Source organism: Shewanella sp. 10N.286.54.B9 (genome assembly GCF_041468565.1).
Taxonomy (GTDB): Bacteria; Pseudomonadota; Gammaproteobacteria; order Enterobacterales; family Shewanellaceae; genus Shewanella.
This window is the reverse complement of record NZ_JBFRIY010000030.1, coordinates 35258-61698: the sequence shown is the minus strand read 5'-3', so window position 1 is coordinate 61698 and position 26441 is coordinate 35258. Positions and strand designations below refer to the sequence as shown.

At 44.1% G+C, this 26441-nt stretch carries 22 protein-coding genes and 1 tRNA gene; 7 read left to right on the top strand and 16 right to left on the bottom strand.

Annotated elements, in window-relative coordinates; translation table 11 throughout:
• Positions 1-58: 58 nt before the first annotated feature.
• From AB4135_RS11405 to AB4135_RS11360, 10 genes are all read right to left on the bottom strand, one after another.
• Positions 59-134: transfer RNA gene (locus AB4135_RS11405), tRNA-Lys, on the bottom strand.
• A 195-nt stretch (positions 135-329) separates the two neighbouring features.
• The gene (gene ybgF / locus AB4135_RS11400; protein ID WP_371992962.1) at positions 330-1052 is read right to left on the bottom strand and encodes a tol-pal system protein YbgF; all 723 of its coding nucleotides are present in this window, start codon (positions 1050-1052) and stop codon (positions 330-332) included.
• Between the two features lie 22 nt (positions 1053-1074).
• Entirely contained in the window at positions 1075-1614 is a 540-nt protein-coding gene (gene pal / locus AB4135_RS11395) for a peptidoglycan-associated lipoprotein Pal (RefSeq protein WP_371992961.1), read from the bottom strand.
• A gap of 23 nt (positions 1615-1637) precedes the next feature.
• Positions 1638-2966, bottom strand: a complete 1329-nt coding sequence (gene tolB / locus AB4135_RS11390; protein ID WP_371992960.1) for a Tol-Pal system beta propeller repeat protein TolB — start codon at positions 2964-2966, stop codon at positions 1638-1640.
• A 9-nt stretch (positions 2967-2975) separates the two neighbouring features.
• Positions 2976-3911, bottom strand: a complete 936-nt coding sequence (gene tolA / locus AB4135_RS11385) for a cell envelope integrity protein TolA (protein ID WP_371992958.1) — start codon at positions 3909-3911, stop codon at positions 2976-2978.
• Positions 3911-4348 carry a protein TolR gene (tolR, locus tag AB4135_RS11380; RefSeq protein WP_020911971.1) on the bottom strand — a complete coding sequence of 146 codons (438 nt, stop codon included), beginning with the start codon at positions 4346-4348 and terminating at the stop codon, positions 3911-3913. Before tolR ends, tolA begins: the two co-directional genes overlap by 1 nt.
• Positions 4348-5037 (bottom strand): protein TolQ, encoded by a 690-nt coding sequence (gene tolQ / locus AB4135_RS11375; protein WP_220736217.1) that lies wholly within the window; start codon positions 5035-5037, stop codon positions 4348-4350. Before tolQ ends, tolR begins: the two co-directional genes overlap by 1 nt.
• Positions 5027-5425 carry a tol-pal system-associated acyl-CoA thioesterase gene (gene ybgC, locus AB4135_RS11370; protein WP_371992955.1) on the bottom strand — a complete coding sequence of 133 codons (399 nt, stop codon included), beginning with the start codon at positions 5423-5425 and terminating at the stop codon, positions 5027-5029. The genes tolQ and ybgC overlap by 11 nt, the downstream gene beginning before the upstream one ends.
• A gap of 302 nt (positions 5426-5727) precedes the next feature.
• Positions 5728-7884, bottom strand: a complete 2157-nt coding sequence (locus tag AB4135_RS11365; protein ID WP_371992953.1) for a prolyl oligopeptidase family protein — start codon at positions 7882-7884, stop codon at positions 5728-5730.
• A 634-nt stretch (positions 7885-8518) separates the two neighbouring features.
• On the bottom strand, positions 8519-9388 hold the full coding sequence (locus AB4135_RS11360; RefSeq protein WP_371992952.1) for an OmpA family protein: 870 nt from the start codon (positions 9386-9388) through the stop codon (positions 8519-8521).
• Between the two features lie 140 nt (positions 9389-9528).
• Here AB4135_RS11360 and rnt point away from each other — a divergent pair, with 140 nt between their 5' ends.
• Complete coding sequence (rnt, locus tag AB4135_RS11355) at positions 9529-10215, top strand: ribonuclease T (protein WP_371992950.1); 687 nt, start codon at positions 9529-9531, stop codon at positions 10213-10215.
• Positions 10216-10740: 525 nt separating this feature from the next.
• On the opposite strand, the gene AB4135_RS11350 is transcribed toward rnt, so the two are convergent.
• Positions 10741-11178, bottom strand: a complete 438-nt coding sequence (locus tag AB4135_RS11350) for an acyltransferase (protein ID WP_371992948.1) — start codon at positions 11176-11178, stop codon at positions 10741-10743.
• 456 nt (positions 11179-11634) lie between these two features.
• Complete coding sequence (locus AB4135_RS11345) at positions 11635-12240, bottom strand: peroxiredoxin (RefSeq protein ID WP_248975337.1); 606 nt, start codon at positions 12238-12240, stop codon at positions 11635-11637.
• Between the two features lie 317 nt (positions 12241-12557).
• Between AB4135_RS11345 and AB4135_RS11340 the strand changes: the two genes are divergently transcribed.
• Positions 12558-13877, top strand: a complete 1320-nt coding sequence (locus AB4135_RS11340; protein ID WP_371992946.1) for a Na+/H+ antiporter family protein — start codon at positions 12558-12560, stop codon at positions 13875-13877.
• A gap of 103 nt (positions 13878-13980) precedes the next feature.
• Here AB4135_RS11340 and upp read toward each other — a convergent pair whose 3' ends face one another.
• Positions 13981-14607 carry a uracil phosphoribosyltransferase gene (upp, locus tag AB4135_RS11335; RefSeq protein WP_371992944.1) on the bottom strand — a complete coding sequence of 209 codons (627 nt, stop codon included), beginning with the start codon at positions 14605-14607 and terminating at the stop codon, positions 13981-13983.
• A gap of 219 nt (positions 14608-14826) precedes the next feature.
• On the opposite strand from upp, the gene purM reads away from it, so the two are divergent.
• From purM to AB4135_RS11320, 3 genes are all read left to right on the top strand, one after another.
• On the top strand, positions 14827-15867 hold the full coding sequence (gene purM, locus AB4135_RS11330) for a phosphoribosylformylglycinamidine cyclo-ligase (protein WP_220736225.1): 1041 nt from the start codon (positions 14827-14829) through the stop codon (positions 15865-15867).
• Entirely contained in the window at positions 15867-16511 is a 645-nt protein-coding gene (gene purN / locus AB4135_RS11325) for a phosphoribosylglycinamide formyltransferase (protein ID WP_371992942.1), read from the top strand. Before purM ends, purN begins: the two co-directional genes overlap by 1 nt.
• Positions 16512-17625: 1114 nt before the next feature.
• Positions 17626-18696, top strand: coding sequence for a DcaP family trimeric outer membrane transporter (locus AB4135_RS11320; RefSeq protein WP_371992940.1), 1071 nt, complete (start codon positions 17626-17628; stop codon positions 18694-18696).
• 240 nt (positions 18697-18936) lie between these two features.
• On the opposite strand, the gene AB4135_RS11315 is transcribed toward AB4135_RS11320, so the two are convergent.
• Both AB4135_RS11315 and AB4135_RS11310 read right to left on the bottom strand, forming a co-directional pair.
• A complete protein-coding gene (locus AB4135_RS11315) occupies positions 18937-19557 on the bottom strand; it encodes a response regulator (RefSeq protein ID WP_371992938.1) in 621 nt (206 codons plus the stop codon).
• Complete coding sequence (locus tag AB4135_RS11310; protein WP_371992936.1) at positions 19554-20954, bottom strand: cache domain-containing protein; 1401 nt, start codon at positions 20952-20954, stop codon at positions 19554-19556. Before AB4135_RS11310 ends, AB4135_RS11315 begins: the two co-directional genes overlap by 4 nt.
• Before the next feature lie 714 nt (positions 20955-21668).
• Here AB4135_RS11310 and AB4135_RS11305 point away from each other — a divergent pair.
• Positions 21669-23312: an L-lactate permease gene (locus AB4135_RS11305; RefSeq protein WP_371992935.1), complete on the top strand. Its 1644-nt coding sequence runs from the start codon at positions 21669-21671 to the stop codon at positions 23310-23312.
• 78 nt (positions 23313-23390) lie between these two features.
• The gene (locus AB4135_RS11300; RefSeq protein ID WP_371992933.1) at positions 23391-26210 is read left to right on the top strand and encodes an FAD-binding and (Fe-S)-binding domain-containing protein; all 2820 of its coding nucleotides are present in this window, start codon (positions 23391-23393) and stop codon (positions 26208-26210) included.
• A 65-nt stretch (positions 26211-26275) separates the two neighbouring features.
• Here AB4135_RS11300 and AB4135_RS11295 read toward each other — a convergent pair whose 3' ends face one another.
• A complete protein-coding gene (locus AB4135_RS11295) occupies positions 26276-26398 on the bottom strand; it encodes a hypothetical protein (RefSeq protein WP_371992931.1) in 123 nt (40 codons plus the stop codon).
• Positions 26399-26441: the final 43 nt, after the last annotated feature.

Here is a 26441-nt window from a genome sequence, read left to right as displayed (position 1 = left end):
CCCTACATGGTATTACATTTCTGAATTCATTTGTTTTGAAACAAATCCACCTCAGAAGTGGTGGGCTGTGAAGGATTCGAACCTTCGACCAATTGGTTAAAAGCCAACTGCTCTACCAACTGAGCTAACAGCCCTTTCTGGTATTGCTTATATCATTAGCGCTTAGTTTAGATTAACTAAACAATTCGCTTAGATACCCTCCGAAAGACGGTGTCTCTCTGAGGGCGCCTATAATACCTTTTTCATTTGCTCATGCAAGTGCAAATTTCCCATTTTTCATCGTTTGCATGAAAAACAGTCTAAGAGATTGTTTTTTGAATAAATCGCAATCAAAGTGCTGAAAGTTGCTGCTGTGCAATGCGGGCAGCTGCACTGTTAGCATATTCTTTCACAACTTGCTGGTAATAAGCTTTCGCTTTGGCTTTATCACCAGTCTTCTCAGAAATCATACCCAGCTTGACTAAACTTTCACCACGCTTACCTGAATCCTTGAATTTATCAACAACTGTCGTAAAAGCTTTGGTGGCTCCAACAAACTCACTCTTATTATAGAGTAGCTGCCCTAACCAGTAATTTGCATTGGGTGCATAGCTTGAATCTGGATAATTTTCGATAAACTGAGCAAAAGCTGGAATAGCGGCTTCGTACTTCTTCTCTTTAAGCACTAAGTTTACAGCTTGTTCATAACTGGCAGTTTCGCCTAAAGTTGAACTTGCCGTGGTGGTGCTATTGCTGCTTGCTATGCTCACAGCCGCTGCAGGCTTACTTGAGATATTAGCGATATCTTCATAGAGCTGACGCTGCCTTTGTAGCATCTGTTCAATTTGATAAGACTGCTGTTCACTTAATCCACGCAAATCGAGGACTTCTTGCTGCAACGCTTCTAAGCGTTGTTGCATAGCAAATTCAGTTTGCTGTTTTGCTTTTACAATTCGCTCTAGACGAGCCACTCTGTCGTCTGAAGAGCCACCAGCAACATCCTCAACAGGAGCAGGTGCAGCATGTGCTGCACTTGCCAGGATGATTGCCGCTGATATCACGGCGTATTTCATAGGGTAAACCTTTTACCTAAAATTAGTATACAAGCACAGCGCGACGATTTTTTGCAAAACCATCATCAGTGCGAGACAGATCCATTGGCTTCTCTTCACCGTAGCTTACAACGCTCATCTGGCTAGGCTGTACACCCATACCCTGAAGGTACTTAGCAACGGCTTTAGCACGTCGTTCGCCCAATGCGATGTTGTATTCAGGTGTGCCACGCTCATCAGCATGGCCTTCAATCATCACGCGAACATTTGGGTGTTCTACAAGGTAGTCACCATGAGCTTCTAACACTTCAGCAAATTGCTGCGAAACAGAACTGCGATCAAAATCGAAATAGATGATGTGCTCTTTTCTTAGCTCTTGAAACTTAAGTTGCTGCTGCTCTGCAGGAGTCAGCACAGGTGCAACACCACCTGTTTCAACACCGTTATTGGCAGAACCCGTTGATGAAGATGATTCCGTTGAGCTAGTTGCATCTGTTTCAGACTCAGAAGTCGAGCTACAGGCACTGAGAGCCATAATAGGAAGTACGACTAACATGGCTTTAAATAGCTTATTCAGATCCATTTTTAAATCCTTAATCTTTATAGTTAGAGAAATGGTGACCAAGAAGGTGATTTCACTTCACCTTGACCGACGGGTAATCTGGCCTTGAATCGTCCATCCATAGAAACCGCCGCCAATACCTGTTTACCTTGGTATGTTGTTCCGTAAATAACCATAGTACCGTTTGGTGCTAGGCTTGGAGATTCGTCGAGTCTAGTACTCGTCAAAACCTGCATAAATCGTGTTTCAAGATCCATTCTTGCGATATTAAACTTACCGTTAGTACGATTTACAAAAACAATGCTGCGCCCATCTGGCGCGATTGAACCACCTAGGTTCCACTCGCCTTCAAAAGTTAAGCGAGAGATCTTACCTGAGTCCAAAAATACACGATACAACTGTGGCCGCCCGCCTCGTTCAGAAGTCAGTAATAAAGACTTACCGTCCGGGAACCATGATGGCTCGGTATCGATGGAGTAATGATTCGTCACACGCTTTAGCGCACCAGTGGCGATATCAACCACATAAATATCTGGCTGGCCGTCTTTAGAAAGCGTCACTGCGAGTTTTTTACCATCAGGTGAAAATACCGGCGCACCATTTATACCATTAAAACTAGTCACTTTCTTACGTGCCTGAGTATAAATATTCTGCACAAACACTTCTGCTTTACGGTTTTCAAAACTAACATAAGCAAGCTGCTGTCCATCTGGTGACCATGACGGCGACATCAATGGCTCAGGAGAACGTAATAACATCTGTTCGTTATAACCATCGTAATCAGAGATCATCAATTGATAGGGTGATTTTTCACCATGCTTAACAACAACATAAGCTATACGAGTAAGGAAAGCGCCGCGAATACCGGTTAACTTTTCATAAACCACATCACTAATGCGGTGACCATACTGACGAAATTGAGCAGCACTAATTACTGTCTCACGGCTATCAATCACTAAATCGTTAGCGGCTTGAGGACCTGCATCCGATTGTAATTGCGCTTTAACTAAATCAATTAACTGAAAGCTAACTAAATATTTATCGGCGCCATAAGGCTTAATCGAGCCCATCACTACGGCTTCAGCTGGTTGCGCCATCCACGCCTTCGCGTCAAATTGAGCCAAGGTACTGATATTACGTTGTGGCAAGCTTAGCTCATCTGATGGGCTAAATGTGCCGCTACGAGCAAGATCAGACATAACCACATCCGATATTTGCGAAGGCATAGGACCGGTGCCTTGCCAAACAAAAGGAACAACGGCAATAGGTCTTGCAGCATCAACACCTTCGGTGATCACAATATCCAATGCCGCTTTTGCAGGCATGCTGCATATAAGTAGGCTAGCGAGTAACCATTTCCCAAAAATCTTCATGTGATTCCTTTAATTGAACTCGGGTTGAACTGTTAAATTAATTTCTTTTAGCTTGTTATATACATCTGGTTCGCTTGAAACGGGTAGACGCCCAGCTTTATTAATCGCTGCTTTAGTCGCCCGACACACTACGCTATCGCCATCCAAGATTTTACTCGCTGTCACAAAGCCATCATTGGCTAAGCGGATAAAGACTCGACAACTTTTACCCCGCATTGATTCATCGACAACTAAGTTACGCTGAATGGTCGCTCTGATCATCGAGGTATAACGCTGAACTTCACTCATCACGGCTTTATTACGAGTCTGTGAAAGCGCTGCTTGCTCGGCAGCTAAAGCGTCTTGCATCATCTGCTCTTGTTCACGGCGCGCTTGCTCTTCGGCTTTGCGTTTACGTTCAGCTTCAGCCTTACGCTTACGTTCATTTTCAGCTTTTAAGGCTGCGGCCTCCTCGGCTTTACGCTTATCCGCAGCTTTTTTAGCTGCAGCTTCTGAAGCTTGGCGCTCTTTTTCCTTTTGCTTACGAGCAGCTTCAGCTTTAGCGGCCTTCTCTTTTTCCTGCTTCTGCTTTAACTGCGCAGCCTTAGCCGCATCGTTGGCATTTTTAGTTTCAATCTCTTTTTGCTTTCGCTCTTGCTCCAGTTTTTTAATACGATTCTGTTCACGTTCACGCTCTTTACGTGCTTCACGAACGCGTCTGTCAGCATCATCTTGACGCGCTTTTTCTTTTCGCTCCGCTTCACGTTTCTGTGCTTTTAACTTTTCAACATGCTCTGCCACTTTTTGCTGGTCAACGACTACAGCTTGTACAGCGGGCGCACTCGCTTGAGGTTGTGGCTTGGGTTTATCTGAGAAATCAACGCCTAGCGCTAAGATAACTATCACGCCAATATGAATTCCAGCTGAAATTGACAGCGGAATAGTTAATTCTGATTTAACCGCCACTACTTATCCTCCGGCGAATCGGTCATCAATCCAACCGACGGCACACCCGCGCCTTGCAATGTCACCATTAGCTGAATCACTTTCTCATAGGGGATTGAACGATCGGCCTTTACGACCACGGGACGTTCTGGCTCTAATTGAATTATAGCTCCGACCCTAATGGCAACTTCGTCCAGCTCAAGAACCTCTTTGGTGCTGGAACTGCCTACATCTAAATAGTATTCGCCCATGGCATCAATTGAAGCCACAACCGGTGGTTTACTATCAGCAGGCAATGACTCCGCCGCACCTTGAGGTAGATCGACCTTAACGCCTTGAGTGACAATTGGCGCTGTCACCATAAAGATAATCAACAGTACCAACATCACATCGATATAGGGCACCACATTAATTTCAGCAACCGGGCGACGGCGCTTCCTTTGGTAGCCTTGATGCATTATGCCTGTTCCTTCTCGCTATACGCTTGGCGGTGCAAGATGCTAGAGAACTCTTCCATAAAGTTGGCGTAAGACATCTCTATCTTTTCAACTTGAGTCGAGAAACGGTTGTAGGCGATTACAGCAGGAATAGCCGCAAATAGACCCATCGCGGTTGCAATCAATGCTTCAGCAATACCTGGTGCAACCATAGCTAGCGTGGCGTTCTCAACAGCGCCTAATGCGATAAAGGAGTTCATGATCCCCCATACTGTACCAAACAAACCGATATACGGGCTGGTTGAACCAATGGTGGCCAACAGTGGTAAATGCGTTTCGAGTTTTTCGAGCTCTCTTGAAAGTGACACACGCATTGCTCGGTAGCTGCCATCCATAACAGCTTCAGGGACGCGGCCATTAAGTTTGTTCAGTCTGGCGTACTCTTTAAAGCCAGTTACAAACAGTGCTTCAAGACCTGCATTACGATCTTGGCGTGCCGACAACTCTTGATAAAGCTTGTTGAGATCAACGCCAGACCAAAACTTATCTTCAAATTTAAGTGCTTCAGTTTTTGCTGCTGTTAATAATTTACGGCGTTGAAGGATCACCGCCCAAGAAGCAATAGACAAACTAAGCAAGGTCAGCATAACAAACTTAACTAAAAGACTTGCTTGTAAAAATAATCCAATAAACGAAATATCAGCTTCCACCGTTAAACTCCTGGGCAATATTTAGGGGAATGGCTTTGGGTCTCATACGCGATAATGCGATACAGGCAACTAATATTTCTGCCTCGCAATACGTAACGCCCTGCTCATCAATTAAACGCTGTTTAAATGTCAACGACGCTTTCTTAAGTTGTATGACCTCGGTTTCAACCATAAGGTTCTGTTCAAAACGCGCTGCTTTACAAAAATCGAGTGCTGCGCGCTTAACAACAAAGGCAATATCATCGGCGAGTAGTGCTGTTTGACTGACGCCCATGGACCTCAACCACTCCGTACGAGCGCGCTCAAAAAACTTCAAATAATTTGAGTGGTAAACAACACCACCGGCATCAGTATCTTCGTAGTAAACGGAAATAGGCCAACGAAACATAAAATAAGATCGCCAATTAATGAGACAAAATAAGAGGCCTACTATACCTAGCCAATATGCAATTGTGAATGGCGATATGTGATAAGCCTTAGCCATCTTCATAAAATTTTGTTAATAATCTTAAGGGATTATTACATCTGTCTTCAAAAGAGTTAAAAATGCGCACTTGCTCGGCATGTACTGGCTACCAACAGCCACAGGTAGAGTGATATTAATCTAGTGAGCACTTTACTGAAACACGACATATTCAGAGCATAAAAAAGGCAGCCTAAGCTGCCTTTTTCATTCAGTTGCATCTCACTTTATTGCGCGATTTTAGCCGGCACAGTCAAGCCAAAGTTGTGCCAAAGGAAACTATAAATATCGGCAAACTCATCAATCTTCATCGCTGTCGGTTTACCAGCGCCGTGGCCCGCTTTAGATTCAATGCGCATTATCACAGGCGCATCGCCTTGTTGCTTCTCTTGCATCATGGCGCCAAACTTAAAGCTATGCAGCGGCACAACTCTGTCGTCGTGATCTGCTGTCATCACCATAGTGGCTGGATAAGATTGAGCTTTAACATTGTGGTACGGCGAGTATGCATATAATGCTGGGAACTGTTCTGCATTATCGGCACTACCATACTCACTGGTCCAAGCCCAACCAATAGTGAACTTTTGGAACCTAAGCATATCCAGTACACCAACAGCAGGCAACACAGCAGCAAATAGTTCAGGACGCTGAGTTAACGCCGCCCCCATTAATAGGCCACCGTTACTACGACCATAAGCACCAAGCTTTGTGCTATTAGTGTAGTTCTGGTCGATTAAGTATTCAGCAGCGGCATAATAGTCATCAAATACATTCTGCTTTTTATCGAACATACCTGCTTGATGCCAGCTTTCGCCATATTCAGCGCCACCACGTAAGTTTGGCACTGCATAAACACCGCCCATATCCATCCAAGCTATATTGGCAGGACTAAAGCGTGGCGTTAATGAAATCGCAAAGCCGCCATAAGCATACAAAAGCGTCGGGTTATTACCGTCTTTCTTCATGCCTTTCTTGTATGAGATCATCATCGGTACTTTTGTACCATCTTTACTGGTATAAAAAACCTGCTCAGAAGTGTAGTTGTCAGGATCAAATGATACGGTAGGTTTTGAATAAAGTGTTGACTCACCCGTCTTAAAATCAAACTTATAAGTCGTTTGTGGCTGAGTGTAGCTATTAAAAACGTAGTAGAAGTAATCTTTACTACGCTTACCATAAGGGCCTGCAACCTTACCTTTTCCTGGCAGTTTTACATCTTGGCGTTTATCGCCATTCATGCTGTAAATGGTTAGCTTGCCTAGTACATCATGCAAGTAGCTGACGACGATATGATCATTAACAATCGCAATATTGCTGATTGGATCTTTCAGCTCAGGAACAATGGTCTTCCAATTGTCCTTGGCGCTGTTGTTAACATCAATGGCAATCACTTTCCCATTAGGCGCATGATAGTCAGTCTTGAAATAGAAAGTAGACTTGTCATTGCCAATAAAGCTGTATTCCGCTTCTAAATCAGGAATAAGTTCAACCACTTCTGCTTGTGGTTGTTTAAGCGACTTATAGAAAAAACGATTACGGCTGTCTGTTCCTTGAGAGATATAAAGCAATAAATAATCGCCTTTATCAGTCACTTCAATACCAAAACCCCAATCTTTGTTTTGCGGTCTTTCATAAACTAAAGTGTCTTGAGACTGCTCGCTGCCGATCTTATGGAAGTACACTTTTTGATTAAAGTTAACATCAGCAAGCGCGTTACCACCCTCAGGTGCATCATAACGAGCGTAATACACGCCGCTGTTATCACTGTTCCAAACTGCGCTAGAGAACTTGATCCAATCTAATTGATCGTTGAGCTTTTTGCCTGTCGCTATATCGACAAAGTGCCATGTCTGCCAGTCTGAACCCGACTTCGACACGCCATAGGCCAATGTTTTACCGTCGTCACTCACCGATGTACCCGAAAGCGCGATAGTGCCGTCAGCTGAGAAAGTATTTGGGTCGAGCAGCACTTTTTCATTGCCAGAAGCATCTTTCACAAACAAAACAGACTGTGCTTGCAGCCCGTTGTTGCGATAATAAAAAGTATTACTCCCCTTTTCATTCGGTGCAGAGATTTTTTCAAAATTCCACAACTCTGTAATACGGTCAACAATCGCTTGCTTGTTTTCAATGGCGGATAAATAAGCTTTACCCTCTTGCTGTTGTTGCTTCACCCATTGATGAGTCTTGTCTGATTCAACTTCTAAATAGCGATATGGATCTGCAACCGCTACGCCGTGAATAGTTTCAACGACGCTGTCTTGGTTTTGTATAAGAGTGTCAGTTGTAGACTCATCAACAGATGGCGTCTGACAACCTGCTAACGCTAAGCCAAAGCCGAGAGCCAATAACGGCTTTTTAGCTGATAAAGTATTAATTCGCATGGTTTGTATCCCTGATTCACCTATCCGTAGTCACACCTAACAACAATGTTTACTAGGTAGGCTTTTTTATTAAGCTGGCATTATTAGCCATTTTCAAAATGCACTATACAAATTAAAAAAAACCAGCGCAAAATTTTGTTGTCGCCCTAGTTTCATTTATGTCACTGTTCAGCCATTAATAATTTAGTAACATAGATTAATTTTATATTAAGTGAAATTATGCAGGAAACGTGATTAACGACTCACAAATACGCTAATAGGCTGCGAAAACCAGCAAACCCAGCCTTTTCCAGCATTAGCAAAACTAATCCATATATTAAATTATTCTAGTTTGTCAGTAATCAAATCTGGCTCTATAATTCGTCTCGTTTTCAGGAAGTGTCTGCCTGGCAGATTTGGAAACAAAGAACTCTTAAACTTTGGTGGTTATCCACGGAAGTTTCATCCCTGGTTCTTAGCTTGACTTCCTTCCTTCAATTTGTTGATTGCAAATCAAATATTTTTGCAGCCCGCTTACTTATGTAAGCGGGCTTTTTTTTACCTAAATTTTACTGCCACGATTAAAAATGCTTAAGGTATAAAAAAGCCCTGCAATAAAGGCAGGGCTTAACTAATTGATGCACCGAATGCTGGTTTACAGAGGTTTACTTATTCTAATCACCACGCGACGGTTTCTTGCACGCTCGTCAATGGTTTGATTTGAGGCCACATGTCGACGCTCACCGTGCCCCATTGTATGAATACGACTTTGGGGGATGCCGCTAGCGACAAACAGATCTTTAACCGAATCAGCGCGTTGCACCGACACCCGCTCGTTAGCGCTACGGCCACCATAGCTATCGGTATAAGCATCAATCAGTACTAAATCTACATTTTGATCGTAAGCTAAATACTCTTGTACTTTATTTATTTGTGCTTTGGCATAACGGGTCAGTTCAGTACCACCAGATTCATAGGTCAGCACCGTAAAGGCGATATCTTCGAAAGAGTATGGCAGTAATGATGATAGACACGATTTGAACTGCGCATATTGGCGTCTAAAATTCACCGCAGATAACCCCACGGCAATCTTATTGGTTTGGTTGTACCAATCGGCGTAATAGAAGGTCGGCTGCATGCCACTTTCAAGCTCTGCCAGCATTGACCATGCAGCATTACGCGGTACTTCGCCGCTAAAGTACTTTTGATAAGTCAGCTCAGTGATCTCTTTAGATACCACGCCCGGTCGCCATGCTGGTGCCATGCTCATTAATTTAGCTTGAGTCACTTGATCTGGTTTAACCCACATATCAAGGGTGAAATTGAGGTTATGGTTTTTACCAGCAATGCTGGTAAATACCGCTTTACCATAAGAGGGAATATCATGCTCCAAGCGACACATCACTGGATTATTACCACTTACGCGCCACTGAGACTCTTCTAGCGAAGCAACATATTGCTTGAGATCCGCGTTGGCAAAAAAAGGTAAGCAAAGTAATGATGCAAAAAGAACACTAAACCGCATAAAACCACTCTCCATAATTGGGTTACTTCTCTCTATCGGCAAAGAATTATCTTTCTTTAGCTTATAAATCCAGCAAACGCACATGACAGTCATTATCAGTTGCCCCATAATAGGCACCTGCTAACTTTTTGGATAATTTAATGACTGACATCTGCGAGCACAACAAACTGAAAAACCGCTTTAGAGGATATTTTCCGGTGGTTATCGATGTTGAAACCGCCGGCTTCAATTCAAAGACCGACGCGCTACTAGAAATTGCAGTCACTATGTTAAAGATGGATGATGATGGTGTGCTTCAACTAGACAAGACACTGCATTATCATATCGAACCTTTTGAAGGTGCAAATCTTGAGCCTGAAGCCTTAGCGTTTAATGGTATTGATCCAACGAATCCATTACGCGGTGCGGTTAGCGAAAAAGAAGCGTTTTTAGAGATTTTCAAAGAGGTCAAAAAAGCACAAAAAGCTTCTGAATGTCATCGCAGTATTATTGTGGCGCACAACGCCGCCTTCGATCACGGCTTTGTCAGCGAAGCCATCGAGCGTAATGGCCTAAAACGCACACCATTCCACCCTTTCGCCACTTTCGATACAGCCGCACTTGCAGGTCTTGCTATCGGCCAAACAGTGTTAGCGAAAGCCTGTGCAATGGCTGGCATTCCATTTGATAACCGCGAAGCCCATTCAGCCTTGTATGACACCGAGCGTACCGCAGAGCTGTTCTGCCTAATCGTAAATCGCTGGAAGTCACTCGGTGGCTGGCCATACATTGCCGATGAATCTAAGTCAGAAGAACTAGCGGAAACTGAAGTCAAACCTGAAGATTAATCGTAAGGTTCGCTTGTAATACTAGATACAAAAAAGCCGCAATCAATGCGGTTTTTTTATAATTGAATTTAGAGGAATAAATAGCTTTTATATAGAACAGAGTGAGCTTCACTACTGAACTAAATTGTCTTAAGCTCCACCACTCTCATAAACTTGTTACAGGGCTGAATGGCGGCACTTTTGGTAGATAGCACGGAGCAAATTTACCGTAAGAAAATACATTGGCACATTCAGTAAAATCATGAAGCCGATATAAATGTAATCGCTAATCCCGCTGATTTAACCATCCAAAGCAATTCAGCCAACCATCATTGGCCACAGTATAATCGTCAATTCGGAAAGCTCTAATCCCACAGAGAGTATGATTATCGGTAGCAAAATACTTAATAAAAGGGTGAATTGGTTTAATTTACTAATAAGCTAACCTAGTCCATTTAGGTGTTTGTTTGCTGTTTGCTGTTTGCTGTTTGCTGTTTGCTAACACGAAACCGAGTGGAATATTAATACAATCATCTCAAGTTATGGTTAAGCGTATTGACGAGTTAAAACTAAACTGACTGCAATCAGTGATAAGTTTACCAATGCTCGAATCAGCCAACGATACTCACCGTATGAAATAGCAAACTTCTTTGTAAGTAAAACAATAATACCCATTAAGGAAAACCATGGTGTAAAAAAGAACGTTAGTTGCCACTTAACCAAAGTTATCGCTAAATCGTGCAATGCTCCGCTCACAGCGAAAGTTAAAATAATGGCTAACCATAGAGGCAACCGTTCGCTTAATGGCTTCATTATGTTACGCGAAAGATAGTAACCCCAAATGGGGTTCCAATACTGCCAAAATAGATAGAACGAACTCGCACCTAACGAACGTTTCAACATATTAACCATTGAGCCTGATGCGCCAAGAGCCACGCCATTACGTTTTTTTACGTACTCTGATAGTGTAATCGTTCTATGCATGCCAACCTTATTTCTCTAATAATTTATTCATTAGTCGCTTGATCATGTTATTGGTAACTAAGTGCTTATCGTACAAGCTAACACTGCTAAAGCATGACTGTAAATTAGTCGTCTCTTTTTAAAAGTCAAAATTAACGTATTTGTTAGAAACAAAACACTCACAGATTCAACCCTGAGCCATTGCTATTTACTTAGCGACTTTAGAACAGAGTTTCATCTCTTCGAGTAAATCCCATTACTTGCCACGTAATACCAATAGGAATATGAAGTTGATCTACTCAGAGTGTTTTAGCGAACGAATTCAAGGCGGGTAATCCAAAAGAAGCCAAAAATGCTCCTTACCGGCGGGTTTTAGCAGTGGATCGAAGGGTAACCATCCATTAGCACCAAATCGCAGACACAAAAAAGCCGCGATTAAACGCGGCTTTTTTATCAACTAACAGCTAAACGCAGCGATTAAAGCTGATCAGCGTTGTCGCTTAGGTAAGAAGCAACACCTTCTGTAGATGCGTCCATACCTTTGTCACCTTTTTCCCAACCAGCAGGACAAACATCACCGTGCTCTTCGTGGAACTGAAGTGCGTCGATCATGCGAAGCATTTCGTCAACGTTACGACCTAGTGGAAGATCGTTAACCACTTGGTGACGAACTTGGCCTTCTTTGTCGATTAAGAAAGAACCACGGAAAGCAACACCAGCTTCTGGATGCTCTACGTCGTATGCTTTACAGATTTCATGCTTAACGTCAGCAACAAGCGTGTATTGAACTTGGCCAATACCGCCTTTGTCTACTGGAGTGTTACGCCATGCATTGTGTGTAAACTGAGAATCGATAGAAACACCGATAACTTCAACGCCACGTTTCTTGAACTCGTCCATGCGGTGATCAAATGCGATCAGCTCTGAAGGACATACAAATGTAAAGTCTAGTGGGTAGAAGAATACGACGGTTGGCTTACCCTTTATCGCTTCAGAAAGGTTAAAGGTATCTACAATTTCACCATTACCAAGTACCGCAGCTGCAGTAAAATCAGGAGCCGGACGGCCTACTAATACACTCATTTTATTTCTCCATCTATGGATTGCTAAAAACGCTTTTTCGTTTTAAATCTAAAGGCATTATAGGCAGTGTTTGACTTCATTCAAGCTATTTGAGAGCAATATCACTTTTTTGAATATTTATTCTGTTAACTGAACATTATGCAGCCAGCAAGTCCACATAGCCGGTAGTGGTATTCACACTTTGACAGCAATTAGCCCTACACTCAGTTCACAACTCGCATCCAAATCAATATATCGCCCTTTCACGCTGGACATCACGCTGGTTAACAGGCAAAAATAGTAGCAACTTTGAATATAAGAAAAAGATAAAGCTTATTATGAACGCAGTCGTTATTGCCGTTTGCTTGATGCTAGGATTGAGCCTTGCACGAGTGAACGTTGTTATTGCTCTTACCATTAGCGCATTAGTTGCTGGTTTGGTTGGCGGCATGGATCTACAACACACCGTAGACGCCTTTAATACCGGTCTAGGTGGAGGCGCTCAAATCGCCCTGAGCTATGCCTTGCTAGGTGCCTTTGCTGTTGCCCTATCTCATTCAGGTTTAACCACCTTAATTTCCCGTAAAGTGATTGGTGCACTTGGTGGAGAGCAATCTAAAACTAACTACAACCGTGTTCGTTGGGTTTTATTGCTGTCTATTTTGGCTATGGCAGTTTCATCGCAGAACTTGCTCCCGATCCACATTGCATTCATCCCAATATTGATCCCACCATTACTTCATGTGATGTCGAAACTGTCGCTCGATAGAAGGTTAGTCGCCTGTGTACTGACCTTTGGTCTAGTCACTACTTATATGATTTTACCCGTTGGCTTTGGCGGTATTTTCCTCAACGACATTTTGCTTGCTAACCTTAATACCAATGGTCTTGAAGCCGTACGCTCGCAGATCCCACAGGCAATGCTATTACCGGCATTGGGCATGATTTGTGGTTTGTTGGTGGCAGTGTTTATCTCGTACCGTAAACCTCGCGAGTACAAAGAGGAGCTTATTCTGACTGCTGAACCAGAAGAAGGCGTTAACCCGCGTAATATAGCAATTGCTGTTGTGGCAGTGTTAGCAACATTAGCAACTCAGCTATACACTGGTTCGATGATTTTTGGCGCATTGATTGGTTTTATCATTTTTAGCTTTTCTGGCGCACTAAAGCACGTAGCTGACCAAGATGTGTTTAACCAAGGTGTGCGTATGATGGCCAACATTGGTTTTATCATGATTTCAGCAGCCGGCTTTGCAGCAGTGGTGAAAGAGACGGGTGACGTCAGCACTTTGGTTAGCTCATTAGCCGATATTATTGGTGACAATAAAGCACTGGCTGCTTTCTTAATGTTATTGGTAGGCTTGTTTATTACCATGGGGATCGGCTCGTCGTTCTCGACCATTCCGATTATTGCCACTATCTACGTGCCACTCGCACTGACATTTGGTTTCTCAGTTGCAGCAACAATCGCACTGGTTGGCACAGCAGCGGCGTTAGGTGATGCAGGGTCGCCAGCTTCTGACTCCACATTAGGCCCAACGGCAGGTCTTAATGCCGATGGTCAACACGACCACATTAGAGACAGTGTTATTCCAACGTTTATTCACTACAACATACCGCTTCTGGTGTTTGGCTGGATTGCGGCAATGGTGCTGTAGTGACAAGTTAAAAATCGCAAACAAAAAAGGAGCCAATTGGCTCCTTTTTTAATATTTGTATTTTGAGTCAGTTCATTGGCTCAAAGCACATAGATTTGCTGTATTACTTAGTACCGAAGATCTTATCACCCGCGTCACCAAGACCCGGTAAGATGTAGCCTTGCTCGTTGAGGCAGTCATCGATTGACGCAGTGTATAGCTCAACATCTGGGTGCGCTTTTTCTAGTGCAGCAACACCTTCTGGAGCCGCAACAAGTACTAACGCTTTAATCGCAGTACAACCACGTTCTTTCAGTAGGTCGATCGTTGAGATCATTGAACCACCCGTTGCTAGCATAGGATCAACCACCAATGCGATACGGCTTGGCATATCACTTGCCAGTTTTTCAAAGTATGGCACTGGCTCAAGAGTTTCTTCGTCGCGGTACATACCTACAACTGAGATACGTGCACTTGGTACGTGCTCAAGTACACCGTCCATCATGCCAAGACCTGCACGAAGAATAGGTACCACAGTCACTTTCTTACCTTTGATTTGCTCAACTTCTACAGGACCGTTCCAGCCTTCAATAGTGACTTTCTCAGTTTCGAAGTCTGCTGTTGCCTCATACGTCAGTAGGCTTCCTACTTCTGCCGCTAGCTCACGAAAACGCTTAGTGCTTACGTCACCTTCGCGCATTAATCCAATTTTATGACGGACTAAAGGGTGCTTAACTTCAACGACTTTCATCTTGATCTCCTGATTTTCTAACGCATTTTTCACGGTAAATTTTAACGATTCTAGTAGATTTGTTCGCAGAGGAAAACTTAAAGTTTTAAAAAGGCGTTAAATCGTGAGCCTTGTCGCTAACTTTATTGAAAAACTATGCTTTCGAGGCTAGTCACAAGCTGTTAGAATAGCGCCGCATAAAATCCTATAACGATCTACCCGTACCCGAAGAGGATCTCCGTGAGCACTCCTACTACCCCACTAAGCTATAAAGATGCAGGCGTTGATATTGATGCCGGAAATGCACTAGTTAACAACATCAAGTCAGCAGTTAAACGCACCCGTCGTCCAGAAGTTATGGGCAACCTAGGTGGGTTTGGTGCACTTTGTGAGCTACCAACTAAGTATAAGCATCCAGTACTGGTTTCTGGTACTGATGGCGTCGGCACTAAGCTGCGCCTTGCTATTGATTATAAGAAGCACGACAACGTAGGCGTAGACCTTGTTGCTATGTGTTCAAACGATTTAATCGTATCTGGTGCTGAGCCGCTATTCTTCCTCGATTACTATGCGACAGGCAAACTTGATGTTGAAGTTGCCACTGCAGTGGTTAAAGGTATCGCTGAAGGCTGCGTACAATCAGGCTGTGCATTAATTGGCGGCGAAACAGCTGAAATGCCAGGCATGTACGAAGGTGATGATTATGACCTTGCAGGTTTCTGCGTAGGCGTAGCAGAAAAAGAAGAGATCATCGACGGCACTAAGGTGCAAGATGGTGACGCCCTTATCGCATTAGCTTCTAGTGGTCCTCACTCAAATGGTTTCTCACTAATCCGCAAGGTATTAGAAGTGAGCAAAGCTGATCCTGAGCAAGAGCTTGCAGGCAAGCCGCTTATCGATCACTTGTTAGAACCCACTAAAATATATGTGAAATCGCTGCTTAAATTGATTGAAGAGCACGATGTTCACGCCATGTCGCACATCACTGGTGGTGGATTCTGGGAAAATATCCCACGTGTATTACCAGAAGATTGCAAAGCCGTAGTTAAAAGCGACTCTTGGCAGTGGCCTGTGGTATTCAATTGGTTAATGGAAAAAGGTAACATTTCTGAATTTGAAATGTACCGTACCTTTAACTGTGGCGTGGGCATGGTTGTTGCCTTGCCAGCGGACAAAGTTGAATCTGCACTTAAGCTATTGAATGCTGAAGGCGAAAAAGCATGGCTGATTGGTGACATTGCCAAGCGTAGCGGTGATGAAGAGCAAGTGGAGATCTTGTAATGTCGCAGAGCTGCCGCGTTTTAGTATTAATTTCAGGTAATGGTAGTAATCTACAAGCCATCATTGATGGTTGTGATGACAACGTACAAGCCGAAGTCATTGGCGTAATAAGCAATAAGCCTGACGCCTATGGGTTGGTGCGTGCTCACCAAAATGAAATTGATACCAGCTGCGTCATCGCTCATAAAGGCGAAACAAGAGCTGACTATGACGAAAGACTTTTTAGTGCGATAGAAAAGTATCAACCAGACCTAGTGGTTTTGGCGGGCTTTATGCGCATTTTAAGCGACGACTTCGTCATGCGCTTTGAAGGTAAGATGATCAACATCCACCCTTCTCTGTTACCTAAATACACTGGTTTGCACACACATCAGCGCGCGATAGATGCTAAAGACAGTGAACATGGTGCTAGCGTGCACTTTGTCACCCCTGAGCTCGACTCAGGCCCTGTTATTTTGCAAGCGAAAGTGCCTGTCTATGAAGATGATTCTGTAGAGGGACTTGCAGATCGCGTTCATGAGCAGGAACATGCTATCTATCCACTTGTTGTAAAATGGTTTAGCCAACAACGATTGGAGATGGTAGCAGGCAAAGCGCAGCTTGATGGTAAGGTGCTTGCCGAACACGGCTACGCCACTGACTAACGCATATGCGCTGTTGAAACGCTATGCTTTAGTTCAAAGGCACTATTTCAGATAGTGCCTTTTTTATATTTTAAAATTGAAGAACATAGATGTACGGGTACGCGAAGGCACAACTTTAAATACCTCCACGTCAATAGCCGCTGCCATGTACCTGCTATTAATAATGACTATATCGCAAGCATGACTAAGATAATGATAAGACATAATAGTGTCAGTATTTTTTCTAACTTATTTCCCTTTCTTTTTCGATGCCAGCTAGCTTTATGTCGGCTTTTCATCTCTTATCCCCAAGTCCTTTTAGGTCGTAAGTTTACTAGTGAAACAATGCGTTAAAATTCAAATGTTTAAGCTCATCCCTGAAAACTCAAGCTTTAACAATGCCTTTAAGGCAAACATCGGCTATCTCAAAGTCGCACATTAGCCTAAATGATAAAATGTCACCGCGAAGCATCTTAGCTAAAAGCTAATATGGCATATTATTTTTACATTTTTAATCATTAACTCAAGTCCAAATGAATAAACAGTAATAAAATCTATCCCTGCCCATCAACAGTCAGCCATTTCACTTACAATGTCATGTCTCCTGCAGGTGACGTTAGCATTGCTTTTGCCTGCACCAGCTAACTAACCCAATTGCATTCAATGTTAGCTTTTAAGCACCATCTACAGATAAAGGAGTTATCTGCATCATTAGCAACTGGATAACGGTGATTCATTTTACTCCTTAGTATCCTAGATCTAGGTTAAGCCCCAGCTAGCCGTAACAAACCAGACAAGTATTTGCTACAAAGTTGATCTGCATCATGTTTATTAAACGCCCACGATTAACCGTGAGAATCAAAGAAGACACACCACAGAAACAAGCTCGCAACCAACTGTATTCATTTATTAAAAATTATTAAAGTCTATTCTAGAGCTCTCTAAAATGGGCGATATTTTACAGGATATACAGCGCTTTCTACGGGAAAGCCCTTAGCCCCTCTAGGTGCAAATACGGATAAAAAAAGCCTTTCTAAAGCCATATGGTTAGCTGCAGACAAACCATAAGTTTGCAGCGGAGCGGCTCTTAGCTCACTCCTCAAAGCAAACAACAACCCTAGATAAAGGCATCTTGATGAATAGAACAACTAAAACGGCATTATTAGTGACTGCACTTTTCTCAGCATCTTCTATTGCTGGCTATGAAGTACAAATCGATGAGAACTCAAAGTTAACCTTCGGCGGCTATTTCAAAGCCGACTTACGTAATGTCAATGGTGATCAGGCATATCGAGATTACTGGATAGGCACCAGTACTGGTGCGCCAGAGACCAATCAAACTAGCCTTCAAGCCAAAGAGTCACGCTTTAATGTAAAGTTTACCACTGGCGCAGTGACAGGGTTTCTAGAGTATGATTTCTACGGCGGTAGCGGTAATGCATTAGTGTCTAATTCATACACACCACGTATGCGCCATGCATTTATCTCTTACAAGAACTGGAAAGTTGGCCAGACATGGTCAACCTTCATGCCATTGGTATCGATTGCAGATGCACTCGACTTTGGTGGTGCACACGTTGGTCAGGTATTTATTCGTCAAACCCAGATCCGTTATACAAATGGTGGTCTAGAACTGGCGCTGGAAAACCCAGCCAACGCTACTGATGCCAATCAAAGCATTCCAGATGCTGTGGCTCGCTATACCTACAAAGGTGATTTTGGCCAAGTGGCTGTTGCCTTACTGGCGCGTACCTTTGATAACAATGGTGTAGCAGGCAATGCAGATGGTACGCAGTTTGCCTATAGCGTAAGCGGTAAAGTCTTCACCTTCGGTAAAGATGATTTCCGTTTTGCCTATAATGAAGGCGCGGCTGGTCGCTATATTTCGCCTGGCCACAACCCCGGCGACAAGGTCAATACTGATGGCAGTGGTGATCTGCTGACAACCCAAGCCTATACCGTCGCTTATCGCCACTTCTGGAGTGAAGCCTGGCGCTCTAGCATTTACTACGGCCACGCTGAAGTTGAAGACTTTAACGGTGTGAATGCCGATTCAGATCGTAACCACTACGCTATTAACTTGATTAAGCAGCTCAATAAGCAACTCAGTGTTGGAGTTGAAGTGGGTAACTACGATGCAGACATCTCTGCCACTGACAGTGCCAACTCTGATTACATCCAGCTTTCGGCCAAGTATGTGCTTTAACCTAAGTTCGTTAGCCAAAAGTTAAGCATGATACCGAGCATGCATGTGTCTTTTAGAAGTGAGGCAATGGTAGCAAACCATTCAGCGCAATGAATGGCTTTGCCATTTTGAACATTCATATTAAGAAAAAACGATTAGCATGCCTTAAGAGGGCAAATCTATGATGTTTCACCCGAAGCTTAACCCTACTTCGGGTGTTTTTAATTACTACAGCCAAATAAAAAAATCGCCTAAATCGTCTTAACGGTCCAAACCATGATCGATAGCATAACGCACCAAGCCCGCGGTACTGTCTATCATCAGTTTTTGTTTAATATTACGCTTATGGGTCTCAACCGTACGCACACTCACATCCATCTCCTGTGCAATACGTTTATTATTCATCCCCAGCGATATCAACCGTAACACCAACTGCTCTCGCTGAGTCACTAGAACTTGCTTACCACTGGCAAGCTCCTGCGACAAAGTATCTATCACGTCTGCACTGAAATAGCGCTTACCAGCGGCGACTTTCTTTATCGCTTCAATCAACTCTTTACCTGGCACATCTTTGAGAATATAGCCATCAGCACCGTAGCGCATGGTCGCCATAATATATTCTTTGTTGTCATGCATGCTCAACATCACCACTTTGCATGACATCTCCTGCTCTTTAATTAGCTCAAGCAGGTACATGCCGTCCATTTGAGGCATATTGATATCGGTTAGCACCAGATCAATTGGCATACTGTTGAGGATTTCTAATGCCTGCTTACCATTATCGGCTTCAGCCAACACCTCAATATCACTGTCTAGACTTAGACGATAACGCAACCCTTCGCGAAACAAGGGATGATCGTCTACCAGAAGTACGCGGATCATAATAGGCCTCCAGTAGCACTATCAGCTCGGTAACGTAACTCACTTTGAGGGATGCGGGCCACCAGCTTCACTCCTTTTCCAATTATTGAATCTACTTTGAGTTCACCGTTATAGAATTTCACTCTTTCATTCATATTCCTCAAACCTATTCCTTCAAACGGCGTCGATTTTCGCTCAAAACACTCGTAGTTAAATCCTTTACCATCATCGTGGATCTCCAACGTCAGCCATCCTGGTGTCAGTGCTAGCGATATCAACACATTCTTTGCTTCTGAGTGCCGCTCAATGTTGGTCAGCGACTCTTGTACTATGCGATAAAGCGCGCAGCTAAGTTCAGCAGAAAGGATTTTACGCACTGATAATCGCTGCACTTTGACGTCAATCCCCGTGCGCAGGGTAAACTCTCTGCCCAATTCGATTAACGCTGCACCGAGACCATAGTCTTCAAGAATGGCTGGGTGCAACTGATGGGAAATATTACGGATTTCAAGCATAATCTGTCGCGTCAGTGTTATCGATTTCTCCAGCTCCTTGGCAGAATCGTCGCCATACTCTTGCTTTAGCTGAGCAGTCTCCATGGCAAATAGCGCCGCGGCAATGGTTTGACTCACGCCATCATGCAGCTCTCTGGAAACACGTTTACATTCCTCTTCCTGAGTTTGATAAATTCGCTCGTTGAGCGTTCTAAGCTTAGCATTCGCGAGACGTTTCTCACCAACGCGCATAAAAATACCACCAATAAACACCGCACTGACGGCTAAAATGCCTATCGTTAGCGTCATTAGCGAAGTATAACGAATATGACTACTGATAGAGGTGCTCAATAATGCCGCTTCTTCATTGATATCATCAATATAGACGCCAGTTCCAAACATCCACTGCCACTGCCCCAACACTTCGGCATAGGCCATTTTTTGTCCCAATTCGCCGTCATTAGAGGGCTGATTGAATAAGTAGGTGAGATAGCCACCGCCCTTCCTAGCGCCTGAGATTAACTCTTGAATAAAGTGAACCCCGTTGTCATCGGCCAAGTCTAACCAGTTCTTACCTACACGCCACTCCTGATCGGGCAACACCAGACTCTTACCGTTAAGATCGTAAGCAAAGAAGTAACCATTTTTACCAAAGCGCATCTCGGCCAACATAGATTTAACTTCTTGCTCAACATCTTGTTTATCATCACTGTTATTTTGATGTAGATGCTTAATTGCGACATTGGCAATAGCCAAATAATTTTTAAGCTCTTCTTTGCGGTGATCAATAATGCTCTGTCGATATACGTCAACCACTTGTTGGGAGAGTTCTCGATACTGCATTTGTGTCACAAACAACACCAGCATTAGAGATAAAATGAGTGGAAGTACGGTGATAAGCTGTAACTTATGATTAATGTTCATCGCTGATTAATACTCCGCTATATTAGGGATCGCCCCCATAAACGGTGGCTATATTAACAGTTAATCAACGCAAAAATCACAGTAAATGCCCGCAAGTATCCGAGCCAGATCAAAGGAAAGGCAGATAACCTATCTTACCAATTACATTGCAAACGGCTAGAACTGTCATCAATATTTAAATATGTCGTTGGATTCATTAACAAACATAAAGTAAATGCCGCTTTACGCTTACAAGCAATGATTGCGTTCAGTTTTAACCATTATTTTAGTGTCATTTGCCACACTTCGATTGTACTTTTCCTGCCAGTGTTAACACTGTTCGGGGTTAATCGTTACAAAGTTGATCTATATCATGTCGCTACGCGGCAAAAAACCTCTCACAACAGTACAGCACCTTGCCCACTAACAAGAAAGCTATAAGTAACTGTAATTAAGTAATTAAAATCCTTTAAGTCGAATTAAGCAGCTGCAGAAGTTGCCAATTTTAGGATGAATAAATTGCCTTTTCTACGTGAAAACCCTTAGTAGCCTTAGGTGCAATCACCGATAAAAAAAGCCCTTATAAAACCATACCATTAGTTGCAAATGGACAGCTCGTTTGTCAGCCACGCCCTCTAGCCGTTTGCTTTAGGCAAGCTGCAGTAACTAACGAGCCAGCCGATCCACTATTAGCTATAAATAACTCTAAATACAAAAAGGTAATAAGAGGCCCTCATGAACTTAATTCAACTACTCGCGAGTTTAACGCCGGTGATCAGCGTAATGCTATTTTTAGTATTGCTGAAAATGCCTGCATCACGGGCTATGCCCATTTCAGCGGTCTTGACTGGCCTTGCTGCTGTATTTGTCTGGCAAATGGACACCACCTTCCTTGCAGCATCTGTGGTTGAAGGTTTGCTTGCTGCACTGACCCCCTTAAGTATCATCTTCGGTGCAGTGTTCCTACTTAATACACTGAAGTATTCAGGCGCGATGGATACCATTCGTGCAGGTTTTACCAATATCAGTGCCGATGCCCGTGTACAGGTGATCATCATTTGTTGGTTGTTCGGCTCATTCATTGAAGGCAGTGCAGGTTTCGGTACACCAGCAGCCATCGGCGCACCTTTGCTGGTGTTATTGGGGATCCCTCCGATTGCCGCAGCTGTTGTGGCCTTGATTGCTGACTCGGCCTCGGTATCGTTCGGTGCAATTGGTCTACCTGTGTTATTTGGTATGGAGCAAGGGTTAACTTCTGGCGGCGTCAACATGGCGGCAGAACAGATTGCTCAACATGGTGGCAGTTTTGCTGATTATGCGCAGTTTATCGCGATGCATATGATCACCATAGATCTAGTGACAGGCACCCTCATCCCGCTAGTGATGGTGTCACTATTGACTGGCTTTTTCGGTCGTAATAAGTCATTTGCAGAAGGTTTTGCCATTTGGAAGTTTGCGCTATTTGCAGGACTCGCATTTACGATTCCAGCTTGGGTCATTAACTTCGTTGCTGGCCCTGAGTTCCCATCAGTTATTGGCGCACTCGTTGGTATGGCGATCGTGATCCCTGTGGCTAAGAAAGGCATTATGTTGCCTAAGACGCCATGGAACGATTTTGCTGAAAACGACGGTCAGAAAGAATCTAAAATGGCTTCTACCGCTAAGTTCTCACAAGTAGCCGCATGGACGCCTTACATCATCATGGCCGCTTTATTAGTGCTGTCGCGTGTTATTGCGCCGCTAAAAGCATGGTTACTGAGCTTTAACATCAAGTGGACCGGCCTGCTAGGCACCGAGCTAGGTGCTGGATTTAAAACTTTATATGCACCTGGCGCGTTCTTTATTGCCGTGTGTATCTTAGGTTTCTTCCTGTTCAAAATGAACAAAAAGGCCATCAAAGAATCCATCACGGTATCGTGCAGTTCGATGATCCCGACCATTATCTCGCTGGGCGCGTCAGTGCCAATGGTAAAGATTTTCTTAAACTCAGGAACCAATAGTTCTGGACTGGCTTCTATGCCTGTCGCACTCGCCGATACTTTGGCTAGCAGCATGGGAGCTGTATGGTCCTGGGTTGCCCCGATTGTGGGTATTTTTGGTGCCTTCCTCTCTGGCAGCGCCACGTTCTCAAACATGATGTTCTCAGGCTTGCAGTATACCGTCGCCGACAGCATTGGCATGAACCAAGCTATGGTACTGGCACTGCAAGGTATTGGCGCCAACGCCGGTAACATGATGTGTGTGATGAACGTTGTTGCCGCTGCAACCGTTGTGGGTATGGCGGGCAGAGAATCTGAAATTATTCGTAAGACTATGCCGGTTGCCTTGGCCTACGCCATGACTGCGGGCACTATCGCCTTCCTTTGGGGTGGCTTCTAAAAAGTGATAGTCAATTAATCAGAGCCGCCTATTTCGGCTCTGGTTGAGCTTAATAATAACGAGTAAAGAGATATGTCCATGTCGATAAATTATAAAGCTGTAGTCAGTGATTTACGTAGCCAACTAGGTGAGAAGCCGGTAACGGATGAGTATGTTCGTCGTTTCGCTTGGTCAACCGATGCGAGCTATTTTAGAATTGTTCCAGAAGTGGTTGTTCATGCCGAAAATATGGATCAAGTTAAGCGCACTCTAGCGATTGCCCGTGAGCATAATGCACCCGTGACTTTCCGCGCAGCAGGCACCAGTCTAGCTGGTCAAGCTCTCGGTGAAGGGATATTGCTTATTCTAGGCCATGACGGCTTTAGAAAGATTGAAGTGAGCGAAGACGCGAATCAGATAACCTTAGGCTCTGCCGTCATAGGCTCAGACGCTAACGCAGTATTAGCGCCACTCAATCGAAAAATTGGTCCAGATCCTGCCACCATTGCCTCAGCCATGATTGGTGGTATCGTGGCTAACAACGCCTCAGGCATGTGTTGCGGCACCGCGCAAAACAGCTACCAAACCATCGCCTCTACCAAATTGTTATTTGCCGACGGTACTGAGCTTGATACCGGTTGTAAGAAGTCTAAAGTCGCCTTCAGCAAGTCTCATGGACAAATGCTTGAGCAAGTACACGAACTGGCACATAAAACGCGCCATAATTTAGCGCTATCTGAAAAAATTCGTAAGAAATTCTCAATCAAAAACACCACCGGCTACGGCATTAATGCCCTAATCGATTTTTGCGATCCTTTTGATATCATCAATCACCTCATGGTCGGTATGGAAGGCACATTGGCCTTCATCAACGAAGTCACCTACCACACGGTCAATGAAGCCAAGTTTAAGGCATCGGCACTAGCGGTATTCCACAATATGGAAGACGCATCTCGCGCCATTCCGCTCATCGATGGCGAAAGTGTTGCGGCGGCAGAACTTCTCGACTGGCCATCTATTAAAGCGGTTACCGGTAAACCAGGTATGCCAGATTGGCTATCAGAACTGCCACCGCTATCGGCTATCCTATTGATCGAATCTCGCGCCGATGACGCCGATACCTTAGATAGCTACACCAAAGATGTCATCACCAAACTGCAAGGGTTCGATTTTCTGCGTCCAATCAGCTTTACCGATGATGCTGCCGTATATGGCGAGTACTGGGCAATGCGTAAAGGTTTATTCCCCATCGTTGCGGGTGAGCGCCCTAAAGGTACCTCAGTTATTATCGAAGATGTGGCATTTGAGCTGGAACACTTAGCGGGCGCCGCCCATGACATTACCGCGTTAATGCACAAATTTGGTTACCCTGAAGGTTGCATCTATGGCCATGCGTTAGCGGGTAACTTCCACTTCATCATCACGCCTGCCTTCTCTACCCAAGATGATATCGATAATTTCCATGCCTTTATGGATGAAATCGCCGATATGGTGATCAATAAGTACGACGGTTCAATGAAAGCGGAACACGGCACAGGCCGCGCCGTCGCACCTTATGTTGAGATGGAATGGGGCCAAGATGCTTATCAGCTGATGAAAAGCATCAAGCAACTGTTTGATCCTCAGGGCATATTAAACCCAGGGGTTATCTTAAACGATGATCCTAAAATCCACGTTAAGAACATCAAACCTTGCCCAGTCGTCGATGACTTTGTCGATAAATGTTTAGAGTGTGGTTTTTGTGAAAAGACCTGCCCAACATCAGCGCTAAACCTCACTCCGCGTCAGCGTATTGCGACCTTACGTGAAATTGCCCGTTTAGAGCAAATTGGTGATCACCTTGCAGCCGATAGCATGCGCGCCGCGGCGAAATACGATGTTATCGACACTTGTGCCGCCTGTCAGCTGTGTACTATTGCCTGCCCTGTCGATAACAAAATGGGCCAGCTTGTACGTAAACTAAGAACCCCGTCTATTAGCAGCGGTCAGCAAAAATTCCTTGATTTTCAGGCCAATAACTTTGGCGCTGTCAATGGTGTGATCAGTGCTGGTTTCGATATGTTGGGTGTGATCCATAAGATCACTGGCAACGGTATTACCGCAACAATGATGAAAGCAGGCCGACTGCTCAGCAGTGAAGTGCCTTACTGGAACCCTTCTTTCCCTAAAGGTGGCAAGCTACCAAAGGTATCAGCGCCAATTCCGGGACAAGAAACCGTGGTTTATTTTCCGGCGTGTGGCGGACGTACGTTTGGACCGACACCTGTCGATACCGATAAGCGACCACTGCCAGAAGTTGTTGTCACGCTGCTAGAGCGTGCTGGCTATAACGTGATCACTCCACCTAAGACCCGCGATCTTTGCTGTGGTCAAATGTGGGAGTCAAAGGGAGACTTTAAAAATGCCGATGCTAAACGTCTCGAGTTGATTCAGGCTGTGTCAGCGATGACACAAGATGGCAAGCTGCCCGTTATCGTTGATGCCTTGTCATGTACTAAGCGCACGTTAGCGGGTGATCCAACCCTAACGGAGAAAGTAGAGATAGTGGATCTAGTTCAGTTTATGCACGATAAATTAATGCCAAAACTGACCATTAACAAAAAATCTCATGCGGCGTTGCACCTTGGTTGTAGCGCAAGAACCATGAACGTTGAACCGATAATGACTGCGATTGCCGATGCTTGTTGTCATCAAGTCATTCGTCCTGCCGGAATCGAATGTTGTGGTTACGCGGGTGAAAAAGGCCTTTATAAGCCAGAGATCAATGCCAGCGCGCTGCGCAATATTAAAAAACTGATCCCTGTAGATGTGAGTGAGGGTTATTACGCTAACCGTATGTGTGAAGTGGGTCTAACTGAACATAGTGGCATCCCTTACCGCCATTTAGCTTATCTGCTTGAAGAGTGTAGCCGTGGTTAAGCACCATTAAAAATTGCGATAAAAAAGGGGCTAATTCAGCCCCTTTTATATGCCTAGAAAAACCCTTAGTAGTTAATCGTGTATTCCACTGCTAAACGACGACCGTAACCTGAGAACTGGTTACGGTATACTTCCCAAACCACCTCTTTATTCATTTGCGACACTAACGGCTGATAATCTTCATTCAATAGATTATCGATACCAAAAGTAAATAAACCAATCTTGCCGATA

Excerpts from the sequence above, each read along its gene's own strand:
- ybgF (WP_371992962.1), bottom strand. The coding sequence starts at position 1,052 with ATGAAATACGCCGTGATATCAGCGGCAATCATCCTGGCAAGTGCAGCA.
- AB4135_RS11345 (WP_248975337.1), bottom strand. The coding sequence starts at position 12,240 with ATGAGTGTATTAGTAGGCCGTCCGGCTCCTGATTTTACTGCAGCTGCG.
- tolR (WP_020911971.1), bottom strand. The coding sequence starts at position 4,348 with ATGCATCAAGGCTACCAAAGGAAGCGCCGTCGCCCGGTTGCTGAAATT.
- purN (WP_371992942.1), top strand. The coding sequence starts at position 15,867 with ATGTCGCAGAGCTGCCGCGTTTTAGTATTAATTTCAGGTAATGGTAGT.
- AB4135_RS11315 (WP_371992938.1), bottom strand. The coding sequence starts at position 19,557 with ATGATCCGCGTACTTCTGGTAGACGATCATCCCTTGTTTCGCGAAGGG.
- AB4135_RS11360 (WP_371992952.1), bottom strand. The coding sequence starts at position 9,388 with ATGCGGTTTAGTGTTCTTTTTGCATCATTACTTTGCTTACCTTTTTTT.
- rnt (WP_371992950.1), top strand. The coding sequence starts at position 9,529 with ATGACTGACATCTGCGAGCACAACAAACTGAAAAACCGCTTTAGAGGA.
- AB4135_RS11365 (WP_371992953.1), bottom strand. The coding sequence starts at position 7,884 with ATGCGAATTAATACTTTATCAGCTAAAAAGCCGTTATTGGCTCTCGGC.
- pal (WP_371992961.1), bottom strand. The coding sequence starts at position 1,614 with ATGGATCTGAATAAGCTATTTAAAGCCATGTTAGTCGTACTTCCTATT.
- AB4135_RS11340 (WP_371992946.1), top strand. The coding sequence starts at position 12,558 with ATGAACGCAGTCGTTATTGCCGTTTGCTTGATGCTAGGATTGAGCCTT.
- AB4135_RS11305 (WP_371992935.1), top strand. The coding sequence starts at position 21,669 with ATGAACTTAATTCAACTACTCGCGAGTTTAACGCCGGTGATCAGCGTA.
- AB4135_RS11310 (WP_371992936.1), bottom strand. The coding sequence starts at position 20,954 with ATGAACATTAATCATAAGTTACAGCTTATCACCGTACTTCCACTCATT.
- tolB (WP_371992960.1), bottom strand. The coding sequence starts at position 2,966 with ATGAAGATTTTTGGGAAATGGTTACTCGCTAGCCTACTTATATGCAGC.
- AB4135_RS11300 (WP_371992933.1), top strand. The coding sequence starts at position 23,391 with ATGTCGATAAATTATAAAGCTGTAGTCAGTGATTTACGTAGCCAACTA.
- ybgC (WP_371992955.1), bottom strand. The coding sequence starts at position 5,425 with ATGTTTCGTTGGCCTATTTCCGTTTACTACGAAGATACTGATGCCGGT.
- upp (WP_371992944.1), bottom strand. The coding sequence starts at position 14,607 with ATGAAAGTCGTTGAAGTTAAGCACCCTTTAGTCCGTCATAAAATTGGA.
- AB4135_RS11350 (WP_371992948.1), bottom strand. The coding sequence starts at position 11,178 with ATGCATAGAACGATTACACTATCAGAGTACGTAAAAAAACGTAATGGC.
- AB4135_RS11320 (WP_371992940.1), top strand. The coding sequence starts at position 17,626 with ATGAATAGAACAACTAAAACGGCATTATTAGTGACTGCACTTTTCTCA.